The sequence below is a fragment of the Vreelandella glaciei genome (genome assembly GCF_013415125.1).
Lineage (GTDB): Bacteria > Pseudomonadota > Gammaproteobacteria > Pseudomonadales > Halomonadaceae > Vreelandella > Vreelandella glaciei.
The window spans coordinates 1-13,333 of record NZ_JACCDE010000023.1 but is presented as its reverse complement, the minus strand read 5'-3'; the positions used below and the strand labels follow the sequence as shown (position 1 = coordinate 13,333).

13 protein-coding genes are annotated in these 13,333 nt (G+C 55.6%); 3 read left to right on the top strand and 10 right to left on the bottom strand.

Annotated elements, in window-relative coordinates:
• Window positions 1-10: 10 nt before the first annotated feature.
• The 10 genes from modA to puuE all read right to left on the bottom strand — a co-directional run bounded on the left by modA (window position 11) and on the right by puuE (window position 8,905).
• Window positions 11-802 carry a molybdate ABC transporter substrate-binding protein gene (modA, locus tag HZS80_RS15205; RefSeq protein ID WP_246362120.1) on the bottom strand — a complete coding sequence of 264 codons (792 nt, stop codon included), beginning with the start codon at window positions 800-802 and terminating at the stop codon, window positions 11-13.
• Window positions 783-2,258: a pyruvate kinase gene (pyk, locus tag HZS80_RS15200; protein ID WP_179916585.1), complete on the bottom strand. Its 1,476-nt coding sequence runs from the start codon at window positions 2,256-2,258 to the stop codon at window positions 783-785. The genes modA and pyk overlap by 20 nt, the downstream gene beginning before the upstream one ends.
• Window positions 2,259-2,363: 105 nt before the next feature.
• Window positions 2,364-2,852: an ureidoglycolate lyase gene (locus HZS80_RS15195; RefSeq protein WP_179916584.1), complete on the bottom strand. Its 489-nt coding sequence runs from the start codon at window positions 2,850-2,852 to the stop codon at window positions 2,364-2,366.
• Window positions 2,853-2,861: 9 nt separating this feature from the next.
• A complete protein-coding gene (locus HZS80_RS15190) occupies window positions 2,862-3,707 on the bottom strand; it encodes a bifunctional allantoicase/(S)-ureidoglycine aminohydrolase (protein ID WP_035562349.1) in 846 nt (281 codons plus the stop codon).
• A gap of 118 nt (window positions 3,708-3,825) precedes the next feature.
• Window positions 3,826-4,554 (bottom strand): amino acid ABC transporter ATP-binding protein, encoded by a 729-nt coding sequence (locus tag HZS80_RS15185; RefSeq protein WP_179916583.1) that lies wholly within the window; start codon window positions 4,552-4,554, stop codon window positions 3,826-3,828.
• The gene (locus HZS80_RS15180; RefSeq protein WP_035562343.1) at window positions 4,535-5,191 is read right to left on the bottom strand and encodes an amino acid ABC transporter permease; all 657 of its coding nucleotides are present in this window, start codon (window positions 5,189-5,191) and stop codon (window positions 4,535-4,537) included. The genes HZS80_RS15185 and HZS80_RS15180 overlap by 20 nt, the downstream gene beginning before the upstream one ends.
• Window positions 5,188-5,865 (bottom strand): amino acid ABC transporter permease, encoded by a 678-nt coding sequence (locus HZS80_RS15175; RefSeq protein WP_101147505.1) that lies wholly within the window; start codon window positions 5,863-5,865, stop codon window positions 5,188-5,190. The genes HZS80_RS15180 and HZS80_RS15175 overlap by 4 nt, the downstream gene beginning before the upstream one ends.
• Window positions 5,866-5,873: 8 nt before the next feature.
• Window positions 5,874-6,728, bottom strand: a complete 855-nt coding sequence (locus HZS80_RS15170; RefSeq protein ID WP_218927736.1) for a transporter substrate-binding domain-containing protein — start codon at window positions 6,726-6,728, stop codon at window positions 5,874-5,876.
• A 340-nt stretch (window positions 6,729-7,068) separates the two neighbouring features.
• The gene (locus tag HZS80_RS15165) at window positions 7,069-7,944 is read right to left on the bottom strand and encodes a MurR/RpiR family transcriptional regulator (protein WP_179916582.1); all 876 of its coding nucleotides are present in this window, start codon (window positions 7,942-7,944) and stop codon (window positions 7,069-7,071) included.
• 22 nt (window positions 7,945-7,966) lie between these two features.
• A complete protein-coding gene (puuE, locus tag HZS80_RS15160) occupies window positions 7,967-8,905 on the bottom strand; it encodes an allantoinase PuuE (RefSeq protein WP_179916581.1) in 939 nt (312 codons plus the stop codon).
• Window positions 8,906-9,228: 323 nt separating this feature from the next.
• Between puuE and HZS80_RS15155 the strand changes: the two genes are divergently transcribed.
• The 3 genes from HZS80_RS15155 (at window position 9,229) to HZS80_RS15145 (ending at window position 13,000) form a co-directional block, all read left to right on the top strand.
• Window positions 9,229-9,993, top strand: a complete 765-nt coding sequence (locus HZS80_RS15155; protein ID WP_281662337.1) for an aspartate/glutamate racemase family protein — start codon at window positions 9,229-9,231, stop codon at window positions 9,991-9,993.
• A 149-nt stretch (window positions 9,994-10,142) separates the two neighbouring features.
• Window positions 10,143-11,501, top strand: a complete 1,359-nt coding sequence (locus HZS80_RS15150) for an NCS1 family transporter (protein WP_179916580.1) — start codon at window positions 10,143-10,145, stop codon at window positions 11,499-11,501.
• 29 nt (window positions 11,502-11,530) lie between these two features.
• Window positions 11,531-13,000 (top strand): NCS1 family nucleobase:cation symporter-1, encoded by a 1,470-nt coding sequence (locus HZS80_RS15145; protein WP_179916579.1) that lies wholly within the window; start codon window positions 11,531-11,533, stop codon window positions 12,998-13,000.
• The last annotated feature ends 333 nt before the right edge of the window (window positions 13,001-13,333 follow it).

Sequence of the window (13,333 nt, the reverse complement as noted above, 5' to 3'; positions counted from 1 at the left end):
GGCCGACCTATCATTCGACGCTAAACCCATAGGTACGCAAAATGGATTGCCCCTCGTCTTGCTGCAGCCATTGATAGAAGGCAGTGGCGACGTCTCCCGCCTGGTTGGTCAAGACCATGCGTTGGCGCAAAGGCTCATGCCAACTCTCAGGGATAAGTACGTACTCACTTCGCTCGCGTAAAGAAGGCGCCAGGGCCAGCGAGTAAGCCACTAACCCACCACGCGCATCGTCGGAAAGCGCAAACTGCGCTGCCTGAGAGACATTTTCGCCCAGCACGCGCAGCGGCTCGGTTTGCACCCAAAGCCCGTCGTGCTCAAGCGTCTGCTGCGCCGCCACGCCGTAGGGCGCGTGCTCAGGATTCGCCAGGGCGATTCGTTCAGTGGTACCGCTCTTTTGTGCTTCTAGGGCAGCCTTTACCCCAGCAAGCGGCTCATCGTCACTGGGTAAATCATCGCGCCCCGCTTGCTGCATCCACACTAATCGGCCAATAGCGTAGATGACGCCCTCGTCTTGGGTGTGCCCCTCTCCATAAAGCGCCTGAACGTAGCGCTCATCAGCGGAGAGATAGAGTTCAAAGGGCGCGCCCTGGGCAATTTGGCGGCGGAAGTTGCCGGAGGAGCCAAAGTTCAAGCGCAGGTCGTGACCGGTTTCCTGCTGAAACTGCTCGGCGGCCTCGGTTAGCGCAAACTGCAGATCAGAAGCGGCGGCTACAATTGGCGCCGCCGCTATGGCGGGGGCGCTTGTTGATAGCAAACAGGCAAGGAGAAACCCATGCGCTAATTTAGCTTTTAGCATGCTCATCAGTAATCTCCATCACCTTCATGGTATTGGTACCGCCATGAGCGTTCATATGGTCGCCGCGGGTAAGGATCACGTGATCCCCTGCTTTGGAGATACCGGTCTTCACCAGCAGTTCCAGCGCACGGTCGTTTAGCTCGGTGGGTGTCATATCAGAGGTATCGAACGGCAGCGAAACGACCCCACGGTAGAGTGCCATGCGGCGCTGAGCAATAGGGTTATGCGCCAAGCCCACAATCGGCAAGCCAGAGCGAATACGCGACGCGATTAGCGGCGTATAGCCCGACGAAGTCATGCAGGCAATCGCGGTGATGCCGGCCATGTGGTTAGCAGCATACATAGCGGAAAGCGCGATGGTTTCATCCGGACGAGTAAAACCTTCATGAATGCGGTGGCCGGATTCCTGGGCGGATTTCTCCCTCTCAGCGCCCAGGCAAACACGCGACATCGCTTCGACGGTTTCCAGCGGATAATCACCCGCGGCGGTTTCTGCCGAGAGCATGACCGCATCGCTGCCATCCAATACCGCGTTAGCGACGTCAAAGACTTCGGCACGCGTAGGTAGCGGCGCTGAAATCATGCTTTCCATCATCTGCGTGGCAGTAATGACGGCACGGTTGAGTGAACGCGCCCGCTTGATCATGCGTTTCTGAACGCCCACCAACTTGGCATCGCCAATTTCAACGCCTAAATCACCGCGTGCCACCATGACCGCTTCGGAAGCTTCGATAATACCGTCCAAGGTGGCGTCATCAGCGACTGCTTCAGCGCGCTCGACCTTGGCGACTAGACCAATTTCCTTACCCGCTTCGCCCAGTAAACGACGTGCTTCCAGCATGTCTTCGGCATGACGGGGAAAGGAAATGGCTAGATAGTCGACGCCAATCTCAACAGCAGTTTTAAGGTCTTCTTTGTCTTTCTCGGTCAACGCCGGGGCGGAGAGGCCGCCGCCCTGTTTGTTGATGCCTTTATGGTTGGAGAGCTTGCCGCCCACAACCACGGTGGTATGAACCTGTTGCCCTTCAACACGGGCCACATCCAGCACCAAACGTCCGTCATCTAACAGCAGACGATCTCCGGCGGCCACATCTTGTGACAAGGTTTTGTAGTCACAACCCACTTGGTGGATATCACCGGCATCGCCATCGAGTTCCATATCAAGAATGAACGGCTGGCCTTCTTTAAGCACCACTGAGCCATCTCTAAACCGTGCAATGCGGATCTTGGGGCCTTGGAGGTCGCCCAAGGCCGCTACGCTACGGCCCAGTTTGGCGGCAATCTCGCGTACCTCGGTTAACCGGCGCCGATGATCATCGGCGGTGCCGTGAGAGAAATTAAGACGCACCACATCGACACCCGCTTTGAGCATGGCTTCCAATACGCCTTCCCGGTCGCTGGCAGGCCCAAGGGTGGCGACAATTTTGGTACGACGAATCGAAGAGAAGTGCAGTGCGTTCATAATATTCCAACCATGCTAATGAGCGTGTAGTGACTTTGTTTAATAACACTAGCTTATCAGTTTAACGCGTTCTATATGACAGCCCTGCAACACGGAATGTACGTATTATTCCAACATAACGGTAATTGTCAGGGGAAACTCATCGCAGTTATTGCCATCGCCGCCCCGATCCACCACCAAGAACTCGCCCTCACGTTCTAGCACTGACTGAATGGCGTGCCAAGTGCCTGCGCGGTAATTCACGCCTTGGCGGCCATCGGTCACAAAAGCACGCACTTCGTCAGGATTGATATGTTCACCGGGCGGCGCCACTACAACGATAAAACGTTCCTGATGCAGCGGCATAAACGCTTGGCTGCCCTGGGGGTGGCGCTCTAGAAACGTGAGTTCCAGCGGCAGAGTGACCGGCTGGCTAACAAAGATGTTGATCAGCGTGTGAGCGTTTTCGCCCAGGGTTTCGACCTTCGCCAGATCATGGTGGCGCTGAGTGCGACCGGCGTTGATCGGAAACGAGGCGGAGGTACGCGCATCCATCACATCGCCAAAAGGGGCAAAGGCCTCTGCCGTCAGCGGCTCAGTGTTCAGTGTCAACATTACAGCTCCTTAGCGTGACGACAGTTTGAGAGAAGCGTGGCGATTAACATCTTTATACAACAAATAACGGAACGGCCCTGGGCCAGCGGCGTAGCAAGCCTGAGGGCAGAAGGCACGCAGCCACATGAAGTCCCCCGCTTCCACCTCAACCCAATTCTGATTCAAATGATAAACAGCCTTGCCTTCAAGCACGTATAAACCATGCTCCATGACATGGGTTTCATCAAAGGGAATTACGCCGCCGGGCTGAAAGGTGACGATATTGACGTGCATATCGTGGCGGACGTCCGCAGGGTCGACAAAGCGCGTGGTGGCCCAGCGCCCTTCGGTGCCCGGCATTTCGATCGGCGCAATATCCTGCTCGTTGGTCACAAACGCCTTTGGCACCTCAAGGCCTTCCACAAACTCATAGGCCTTGCGCACCCAGTGGAAACGCACCGGCGCGTTTGATTCGTTGCGCACCTGCCACGAACTGCCAGGGGGAATAAACGCATAGCCGCCGGGCTGCATAACGTGGCGCTCGCCCGATAAAGTAAGCGTTAACTCACCTTCAACAATAAACAGCACGCCTTCTGCCTGGGAGTCTGGTTCGGGCTTATCGCTACCGCCGTGGGGCTGAACTTCCATAATGTACTGGGAGAACGTCTCGGCAAAACCCGACAGCGGCCGCGCCAGCACCCATAACCGGGTGCCTTCCCAAAACGGCAGGTTGCTGGTGACGATATCGCGCATCACGCCTTTGGGAATCAGCACATAGGCTTCAGTGAATACAGCACGGTCAGCGGTTATTTGGGTTTGTGGCGGATGCCCGCCAGTGGGGGCATAGTAAGAAGTCGAGCGGCGTTTTGTTGGCATTGTTTCTCCCTTTTTAAAGTGAGCATGGCGTATTGGGCTGCTGTTTTTCCGAATTTTTCAACAGCTTTGTGTATTCATCCTTGTATACGATATTACGCTGAGCTATTTCAGACAAACCTTAGAGCACGGCAGAGATAAACTGCTTTAGCTCCGGCGTTTGTGGGTTGCTGAATAGCTCGCTGGGGGCGCCCTCTTCATGGATGCGCCCTTGGTGCATAAACACCACACGGTCGGCCACATCACGGGCAAAGCTCATTTCATGGGTGACCAGAATTAGCGTCATACCCTCGGCCGCCAGCGCTTCCAGTACGCGCAACACTTCCCCGACCAGCTCAGGGTCAAGCGCTGACGTCACCTCATCGCACAGCATCACTTTGGGGCGCATGGCCAGCGCCCGAGCGATGGCGACCCGCTGCTGCTGCCCCCCGGAAAGCTGCGCCGGGTAGGCACCGTATTTGTCGGAGAGCCCCACTTTCTCAAGCACTTCGCGGGCGACTTTCTCGACCTCGGCTTTCTCCTCACCACGCACCACCAGCGGCGCCAAACAGACGTTCTCACCCACGGTTTTATGGGGAAACAGGTTAAAGCTTTGGAATACCATGCCGACGTTTTCGCTCAGTTCTTTGGGCGACATTGACGCTGCATCGAGCTGCTTATCGGCAATGGTGATCTGGCCGCTGTCGTGTTTTTCCAGCTGATTCAGGCAGCGCAGCAGGGTGCTTTTACCCGAGCCGCTGCGACCAATAATCGCCACCACTTCGCCTTGCGCAACTGAAAGGTTAATACCTTTAAGCACTTTCAGGTCGCCAAAGGCTTTATGAACGTTATCAACGTAAACCAGCGTCATAGAGCTTTTTCTCCAGATAGCGCGCGTAGCAAGAAAGTGGGTAGCACAGCGCGAAGTAAAGCAGGGCCACAAGGGCAAAGATGGTGAAGGGTTCGAAGGTGGCGTTATTGAGCATGGTGCCCGCCTTGGTCAGCTCGACAAAGCCAATGATAGAGGCCAGCGCCGTACCTTTGATGACCTGTACCGAGAAACCCACCGTGGGCGGAATCGAAAGCCGCAGCGCCTGAGGCAGAATCACATGGCGCATGGTCTGAAAGTAGTTCATCCCCAGCACCCGCGACGCATGCCACTGCCCTTTGGCTACCGCCTCTAAACAGCCGCGCCAGATGTCACATAGGAAAGCACTGGTGAACAGCGTTAGTGCGATGGAAGCCGCAAGCCAGGCAGAAATAGGATGCCCCATGGCGGCAGCGCCGAAGAAGATCAAGAACAGCTGCATCAATAGCGGCGTGCCTTGGAACAGGTCGACATAAAGCGACGTTAAGCGCTGTAGCCAGCGGTTGCTGGAGAGACGCATAAAGGTCAACAGCAGCCCCACCGTCGCACCGCCCACAAAGGCAATCAGCGACAGTACAATGGTCCAGCGGGTTGCCAGCAGCAGGTTGCGCAGAATGTCCCAGAAGGTGAACTCAATCATCGTTGTTCTCCTTGCTGATAGGCGAATACGCGCTTGCCCACCAGCATAAAGCTGCGCCGCATGCCAAAGGCGAGGAGCAAATAGACCAGCGTGATCAGCAGGTAGACTTCAAAGCTGCGGAAGTTGCGGGACTGGATAAAGTTAGCGGCATAGGTCAGATCGAATACCGAAATCTGCGACACCACCGCCGATCCCAGCATCACAATGATCGACTGACTAATGAGCGCGGGGTACACGCGCGCAAAAGCAGGCACCAACACCACGTGGCGATAGCTTTGCAGCGTGGTCATGCCCAATGCCCGCCCGGCTTCCAACTGCCCTTTCGCCGTGGCGCTGATACCGGCGCGTAGAATCTCGGCGCTGTAAGCGGCCAGGTTGAGCGTCATGGCAATGAACGCCGCGGTAATGGCATCAATTTTAATGCCGAGCCCCGGTAGCCCGAAGAAGATAAAGAACAGTTGCACAATGAAGGGCGTGTTGCGGGTGACTTCGACGTAGCCGCCTAGCCCCCAGCGCACCCAAGGCTGCGCATTCACGCGTAAATAGGCTACCGCCACTGCCAGCGACAATCCCGTTAAGGTCGTCACCACGGTCAAAATGACCGTGGTGGTAAATCCTTTGAGAAGCTCACTGACGTAGGGCAACAGGGTAAGAAAATCGAGTGTTGGCCCCATGTCGACCCTCAGCTACCGAAGTTTTCAGGTAGGTCGGCACTGAACCAGCGCTGGGACATCTCATTCAGGGTGCCATCTTCCAAGCCTTGTGCAATCAGGCGGTTCACTTCTTCCATTAGCGCTGGCTCGTTTTTATTCATGCCCACGTAGCAGGGTGAATCTTTGAGCTGGTAAATCAGCGAGGGCGCACGGTCGCTGTTCCGCTCGGCAATCTCAGCGGCGACCACGTTACCGGTGGCGACGTAATCGACCTGGCCAGAAAGAAACGCAGAAATGGTGGTGGCGTTGTCTTCAAAGCGCTGGACCGTCGTGGAGTCTGGGGCAATTTCAGAAAGCTCCATATCTTCCACGGCGCCGCGGGTTACCCCGATGGTTTTATCGGCTAAGCCTTCCGGGCCATCTACGCTTTCATCTTCATCGGCACTGAACACGCCTAGAAAGAACGGCGCGTAGGCATCAGAGAAGTCGATCGCCGCTTCGCGCTCAGGATTTTTACCCAGGCTGGATATCACCAGATCCGCCTGACCGGTCTGTAAATAGGGAATACGGTTAGCGCTGGTGACGGGGATAATTTCCAGCTCCACACCCATTTCGTCAGCGAGGTATTGGGCCATATCAATATCGTAGCCGCGCGGCTGCAGGTCGGTACCTACTGAGCCAAACGGTGGGAAATCTTGCGGGACAGCTACCCGGATAGTGCCGCGTGATTCGATATCTTCTAGTGCATCCGCCTGAACGTTTGGGCTCGTGGTAATAGCGCCAAGGGCAACAGCGGCACTCAACCCTGTAGCTAAAATGCCGGACTGCAAGCGCTTAAAGCGGCTCGAAAAAGAGTGATTGAAGCGGTGGGATAACGATTTCATAAAGCTCTCCTGGCAGGTGCATGTTCTGCAAAATCTTGGTTTTGCTAGAGACAATTCGCTGAATAATTAGCAGTGGTGGTCTGGGCAATGGAAGCAAAGCGAATGAAAGCTTTGTTGCATAAAATCTAACAAAGAAACTTTCGTTTCACCTGATCACCTAAAAGCAATCGTGATACCAGAAGTCACTAAGATTTTTTATAACAGTAGCTTAGCGGGCATGCGTAGCCGCAACGCCATTGAAACCGCATCGGGAGGAGAGTTTGAATAAAAATAAGTGCAATGTCTTGGTGCAGTTTTCATCCATCGATAAGACTAGGTGCACCATTAAAGGAGATCGGGCCTACTGGGCGCTCCAATCTACGCTCATGGTGGGCGCTTCCAGCTCACTAAGCTCGGCGTAAACATCGCTGATCGCGCTGATCCGCTCTCGGCCTTCTGCAAGACGACGGTGCAGTATACCATTGGCAATCAAGCAGATCAGGCTATTGGCTGCGGCGTAGCTATCAAACGCCGAAAGGCTTTCCAGCGGCGTTTCAAAAAACCACGTTACCTGTGAGGCGAAATTGACCGCGGTGGGGTCAGCCAGCAAGGCTACCTTGGCCGGTGAGCGCTCAAGTGCATCGATAAGCGAAGCAAAGGCCGCTGGACGGCGGCGAAAACCAAACAGCACCACTACATCCTGCTCAGTGAGATCGACGATCTCTTCCGCTAACGATTGGTTTGGGTGAGGTACCACCCGCACCTGGGTGCGCGCCTGAATCAGCTGCTGGCGAAAATGCAGCGCTAGCGGGTAGCTGTTACGAAAACCGATCACGACCACATGACGCGCGCTATCCAACCGCTCTATCAGCGCCGCAAATTGATCCGCCGCAATGCCGTTTAAGCAGCGCTGTAGATTATCCTGCTCCCGCTGCAAATGACGTTGAAACGGCGCGCCGGCCTCTTCCTGCATGGCGTTAGCGTCGATTACCAACGGCACGCCCAGGTTACGTAGCTGGCGGGCGTGGTCTTTAACGGTGCGGTAGCTCTCGAACCCCAGCCGCTTGAATAGGCGGCTAACCGTCGACTTGGACACCCCGGTCAAGCGCGCCAAATCAGCAGCGCTGTATACTGCTAGATCATCAAAATGATCGAGGATAAAGCTCGCCACCCGCTGCTCCTGGGCAGTTAGCGCGTCAAACTGGGCGGTAATCCGCTGTCCGATATGCGGCGTCATAGCATCCTATTAAGCGACTTGATTAGCGAGATGGTGCCGGGTGATGCTCTGCCCAGTGACGGGCGATATCGACCCGGCGGGCCACCCAAACGCGGTCGTGGGTTTCGATATAATCCAAAAAGCGCTGCAGCGCGCGAAAACGCCCCGGGCGGCCCAATAAACGGCAGTGCATACCGATAGAGAGCATTTTAGGCGCTTCCTCCCCTTCCGCGTAAAGCACATCAAAGGCATCGCGCAGGTAGGTAAAGAAGTGATCCGCGGTGTTAAAGCCTTGCGGCGCGGCAAAGCGCATATCGTTGCTGTCCAGCGTGTAGGGCACGATCAGGTGGTTGTGATCACTGCCCTGACTATCGGTTACCTGCGTCCAGAAAGGCAAGTCGTCGCCGTAGTAGTCGCTATCGTAAAGGAAACCGCCCTCGTCCAGTACTAGCCGACGGGTATTGGGGCTATCGCGACCAGTGTACCAGCCTTGGGGTTTTTCGCCGTAGAGGCGCTGAAAAATCTCCATGGCCTGCTGTAGATGCTCCCGCTCAACGTGCTCAGGCACCTCCTGATAGTGAATCCAGCGGTAGCCGTGGCAGGCAATCTCGTGGCCCAGCTCTTTAAATGCCAGAGCCACCTCCGGGTTGCGCTCCAGCGCCATGGCAACGCCAAACACCGTGAGCGGCAAATCGCGTTTTTCAAACTCGCGCAGAATGCGCCACACCCCGGCACGGGAGCCGTACTCGTAGATCGACTCCATGCTCAAGTGGCGATCCGGATAAGCCGGTGCGCCGATGATTTCCGACAGGAACTGCTCAGAGCCTGAGTCACCGTGCAACACGCAGTTTTCGCCGCCCTCCTCGTAGTTGAGCACAAACTGAACGGCAATTTTGGCCTTGTTTGGCCAGTTGGCGTGGGGCGGGTTGCGTCCATAACCGATCAAATCGCGGGGATAGTGGCCCTTAGGTGACGACGACATAGCTAGCTCCTTGATTCATACAAACCATTCATACAAACCCGGGCAGATCATTGGCAAATAGCCGCCCAGCAATACAGAAAATTATTTGTATACAAAATAGCGACATTCATAACTAACCGCAACGCGGTCGAACGCTAATCCCCTGACGCCAATAGCGTTTCTCAGTTTAAAAGGCGTTAAGCCATTGAATCCTGAACAAATGGTCAAGTCTTATCAGCCGCTTTTTTATTGCCGATTGCTCTTTAGCCCCTTGCGCCCCTTAAAAAACCGCCCTATTTTTGTATACAAGAAATGCCATATTGTTTACACACGGAATACCTATCGTGCATATACGCATTATTAACCCCAACACCACGGTTTCCATGACCGCTGCTATGGGTCAGGCAGCACAGCAGCAGGCGGGGCCTGGCACCACGGTCAGCGCTTCCCAGCCTGACGCAGGCCCGGTTTCGATTGAAAGCCATTTTGACGAAGCGATCAGCGCGGTGGGGGTTGCCGAAGAGGTGCTTAAAGGCGAGCGCGAAGGCGGCATCGATGCCTACGTGGTGGCCTGTTTCGGCGACCCGGGCTTGCTCGCTGCCCGCGAACTCACCCGCGCACCCGTGATTGGCATTGCCGAAGCGGCGTTTCATCTTGCCACCCTGGTGAGCACCCGTTTTTCTATTGTGACCACCTTGGGTCGCACCGGCATTATTGCCGAGCACTTGCTACAGCAGTACGGCTTTAGCCACCACTGCCGCCGCATTCGCGCTGCGGAAATTCCGGTGTTGGATCTTGAGCACCACCCTGAAGCGGCGTTTACCCGCATTGTTGAAGAGTGCTGCCGCGCCCGGGATGAAGACGGCATTGGCGCCATCGTTCTAGGCTGCGGCGGCATGGCGAATTTGACCCAGGAGATCAGCCGCGAAGTCGGCCTACCGGTAGTGGAAGGTGTTAGCGCTGCGCTAAAACTGGCGGAATCGCTGGTCGGTTTAGGTCTGTATACCAGCAAGCACGGTGATCTCGCCTACCCACGGCCGAAAGCGTTCACCGGCAAGTTTGCTGGGCTTACTGACCTTGCGCTACCGCTTAAGCCATCAACGCTCTAAAAAAACAACGTCTCAAAAAACCATGACTCAAAAACATTTAATAACAATAGATTAAGAAACACGAACGTCCAATAGCACGCCACGCCGCAAGCGTTTCCCGATGTTAAATCGGGGATTAATAAAACCGATAATCTTGCGAGGACGACACCATGAGCGCTTCAACCTCGGCTCTTGCGTCAGAAGAACGATCCGATGCTGGATCAAAAGCACTTGGGGCGGAAAGCCTGGCCCCTCAACACACCCGGATTATGGGGCGCGGCTCCTACTTTCTGGCTTGGTTCGGCGGCTGCGTTTCCATCGGCACCTTTGCCATGGGCTCCAGCGTGGTCGGCACTCTGAACCTGTTACAAGCCACGCTGGCCATTGCCATCGGCTGCTTTGTGATCGGGATTGCCCTGGCCATTAACGGGGCCGCAGGCTACAAGTACGGCATTCCGTTTATGGTGCAGGCGCGCAGCGCATTTGGTTTTACGGGCACGCGCTTACCGGGCTTGGTACGCGCGGTACCGGCGGTGGTGTGGTACGGCTTTCAAAGCTGGATTGGTGCCGGGGCGCTCAATATGGTGTCGGCTACCCTGTTCGGTTTCGACAACCTTATCTTCTACTTCATTACCTTCCAGTTTCTGCAAATCGGCCTGTCAGTGATGGGCTTTCAGGGCATCAAGTGGTTAGAGAATATCGGCAGTGCCTTTATCCTCGCCTCGCTGGTGTATATGTTTTACGCCACGGTGCAGCGCTATGGCGATGAGCTTTCCGCCAGTCTGCTAACCATGGAAGGCTCCTGGGGCATGCCGTTCTGGGGCGCGACCATGCTGTTCCTGGGCATCTACAGCACCATGATGCTCAACGTCAGCGACTACTCCCGCGAGCATAAAAAGGGCACGGCCCAGAGCCTGCTGACCACCATCTACGCCATGTCGATTCTGCCCTGTACGCTGTTTATGGGCTTGATCGGCTATATGGTCTCCCAGGCTACTGGCACCGCCGATCCTATTCAGGTGTTTGCCAACGCCGTCGACAACACCCCGCTGCTGATGACCACCCTTCTATTCATCGCCTTTGCTCAGGTCACCACCAACGTCCTTAACAACGTGGTACCGCCGACCTATGTGTTAATGGACATCTTCAAGATCAAGTTCTCGGTCGCCACGGTGATCGTTGGCTTGCTGGCCTTCGCCACTTTCCCCTGGAAACTGGTTCAGCCGGGTTCTGCGGCAGGCCTCCAGCTGTTTGTACAAACGTACTCTGCTTTCCTGGGCCCCATCTTCGCCATTCTGGTGGTCGATTATTATGTGATTCGTCGTCGCACGCTGGATATCGACAAACTGTATGACGTTAACGGACCTTATCAGGGTATTAACTTGGCCGCTTTCATCGCCACGGCGGTGGGTATTGTGGCGGCGCTCTCTTTCTCGGCGATCTCGTGGTACGCCAGCCTGATACCCGCCGGTGTTACCTACTATCTGTTGATGAAGTACTGGGCTCCCTGCCAGCGCTTTAGTCAGTAACTCCCTTTGCCAACCGAAGAGCTAATAAGATGAAAGAGAGTAACGACGTTAGTGACCTGGATATTAAGCACATTGATCCCACGCTGTATAACGAGGATCTTGCGCCGCTTAAACCCCAGGATCGTAACTGGGGCGCCTTTGAGATATTTAACGTTTGGTCTAACGATATCCAGAGCCTGTTTGGTTACACACTCGCCGCATCACTGTTTTTAACCTACGGCCTGAACGGCTGGGCGGTAATGGCGGCGATTATTCTGGCGGGCGTGATCGTGATGTTTCTGGTCAACCTCACCGGTAAGCCCAGCGTTAAATACGGCATTCCTTTCCCCGTCATGGTGCGCGCCAGCATGGGCGTCCGCGGCGCGAACCTACCCGCGATGCTACGCGCCATCGTGGGAATATTTTGGTACGGCGTGCAGACCTACTTCGCCTCCACCGCCGTTACCCTACTCATTACCGCCTTTATAGGTGCGGGCAGCGGCAGCACCTTCCTGGGGCTTTCCGGCGTTGCCTGGGTGTCGTTTGTGATTGTGTGGCTGTTTCAGATCGCGATTTTCTGGCAGGGCATTGAGCGCATTAAGCACTTCCTGAACTGGGCGGGCCCGTTGGTTTACGTGGTGATGTTGGTGCTGATGATTATTGTCTGGTACCAGGCGGGAAGTGAGCTAATCCCCGCCATTGGCACCATTTTCAGCGGTGGCAGTGAGACCAGCGGCAGCTCGATCGCGGCCTTTATGGCGATTGTCGGTACCATGGTGGCGTATTTCGCGGCGGTGGTAATCAACTTCGGCGATTTCACCCGCTTTGTAAAAACCGAACGCCAGATGAAGCTAGGCAACCTGTTGGGCTTGCCGCTGAACGTGGCGTTCTTCTCGTTTATCGCGCTGATTATTACCGCGGGCACTTTGGTGCTGTTTGGCGAGGCCCTGACCAACCCCGCCGATATCGTTGAGCGTGTGGATTCACTGCCGCTCACGATTATCGCCGCGCTAACCTTCTTTGCCGCCACGGTGGGCATTAATCTGGTCGCCAACTTCATTCCCCCCGCCTACGACCTGGCCAACCTATTCCCCAGCAAAATCAGCTTCAAGATGGGCGGTCTGATTACCGCAATAATCGCGTTCTTTGTCGGCGCACTATGGCTTTCGGTGATCAGCCAGATTGGCGTTCCCGGTTTTGTGAATGCGCTAGGGGCCATTGTCGCGCCCTTCTACGGCATTATCGTAGTCGACTACTACCTGATTAAGCGCCAGCACTTAAACATGCAGGAGCTGTTTTCATCAGCACCGGGCAGCGCCTACTACTACGTAAACGGTTGGAACACCCGCGCCCTTATCGCCTTTGGCGTGGCGGCACTGTTCTCGCTCTCTACCGTGCTAGTACCCGCGCTCTCCGCGCTTGGCGGCTACGGCTGGCTGATCGGTGCAGGGTTAGGTGGGCTGTTCTACTACGGTTTGATGCGGCAGTTTAAGGCTGCGCCTGAGTTGGCGGCGCAGTAGACAAGTGGGTCGTAACTAGCTGATTAGAAGCTCATACAAGCGCCATCGGTTTTGCCGATGGCGCTTTTTTTGGTCGCGGGCTGGCGCGGTCAGTGGGGAACCTCCCTGAATCCTTCCATGGCCCTACCAAGCAGCATATTTTGCGGTATCAAAACTCAGCGAAATGAGATATTTTCGAGCTGTAATGCGCGTTTTTCTGGTAGGCCCAAGGGATGGCGGTCTCAAGTTCCAAGCGCAACGCTATTGAAGGGTGCTCGGGCCAGCGACCGATTTCTTGAGCACCTCGGCGTAAACTTCCAGCGGCGTGCGCCAGTCCAGTGTCTTGCGCGGCCG

Bases quoted from the DNA above. Each gene is read 5' to 3' on its own strand.
- HZS80_RS15175 (WP_101147505.1), bottom strand. From the start codon at position 5,865: ATGGGGCCAACACTCGATTTTCTTACCCTGTTGCCCTACGTCAGTGAG.
- HZS80_RS15170 (WP_218927736.1), bottom strand. From the start codon at position 6,728: ATGAAATCGTTATCCCACCGCTTCAATCACTCTTTTTCGAGCCGCTTT.
- HZS80_RS15145 (WP_179916579.1), top strand. From the start codon at position 11,531: ATGAAAGAGAGTAACGACGTTAGTGACCTGGATATTAAGCACATTGAT.
- HZS80_RS15165 (WP_179916582.1), bottom strand. From the start codon at position 7,944: ATGACGCCGCATATCGGACAGCGGATTACCGCCCAGTTTGACGCGCTA.
- modA (WP_246362120.1), bottom strand. From the start codon at position 802: ATGAGCATGCTAAAAGCTAAATTAGCGCATGGGTTTCTCCTTGCCTGT.
- HZS80_RS15190 (WP_035562349.1), bottom strand. From the start codon at position 3,707: ATGCCAACAAAACGCCGCTCGACTTCTTACTATGCCCCCACTGGCGGG.
- HZS80_RS15185 (WP_179916583.1), bottom strand. From the start codon at position 4,554: ATGACGCTGGTTTACGTTGATAACGTTCATAAAGCCTTTGGCGACCTG.
- puuE (WP_179916581.1), bottom strand. From the start codon at position 8,905: ATGTCGTCGTCACCTAAGGGCCACTATCCCCGCGATTTGATCGGTTAT.
- HZS80_RS15150 (WP_179916580.1), top strand. From the start codon at position 10,143: ATGAGCGCTTCAACCTCGGCTCTTGCGTCAGAAGAACGATCCGATGCT.
- pyk (WP_179916585.1), bottom strand. From the start codon at position 2,258: ATGAACGCACTGCACTTCTCTTCGATTCGTCGTACCAAAATTGTCGCC.
- HZS80_RS15180 (WP_035562343.1), bottom strand. From the start codon at position 5,191: ATGATTGAGTTCACCTTCTGGGACATTCTGCGCAACCTGCTGCTGGCA.
- HZS80_RS15195 (WP_179916584.1), bottom strand. From the start codon at position 2,852: ATGTTGACACTGAACACTGAGCCGCTGACGGCAGAGGCCTTTGCCCCT.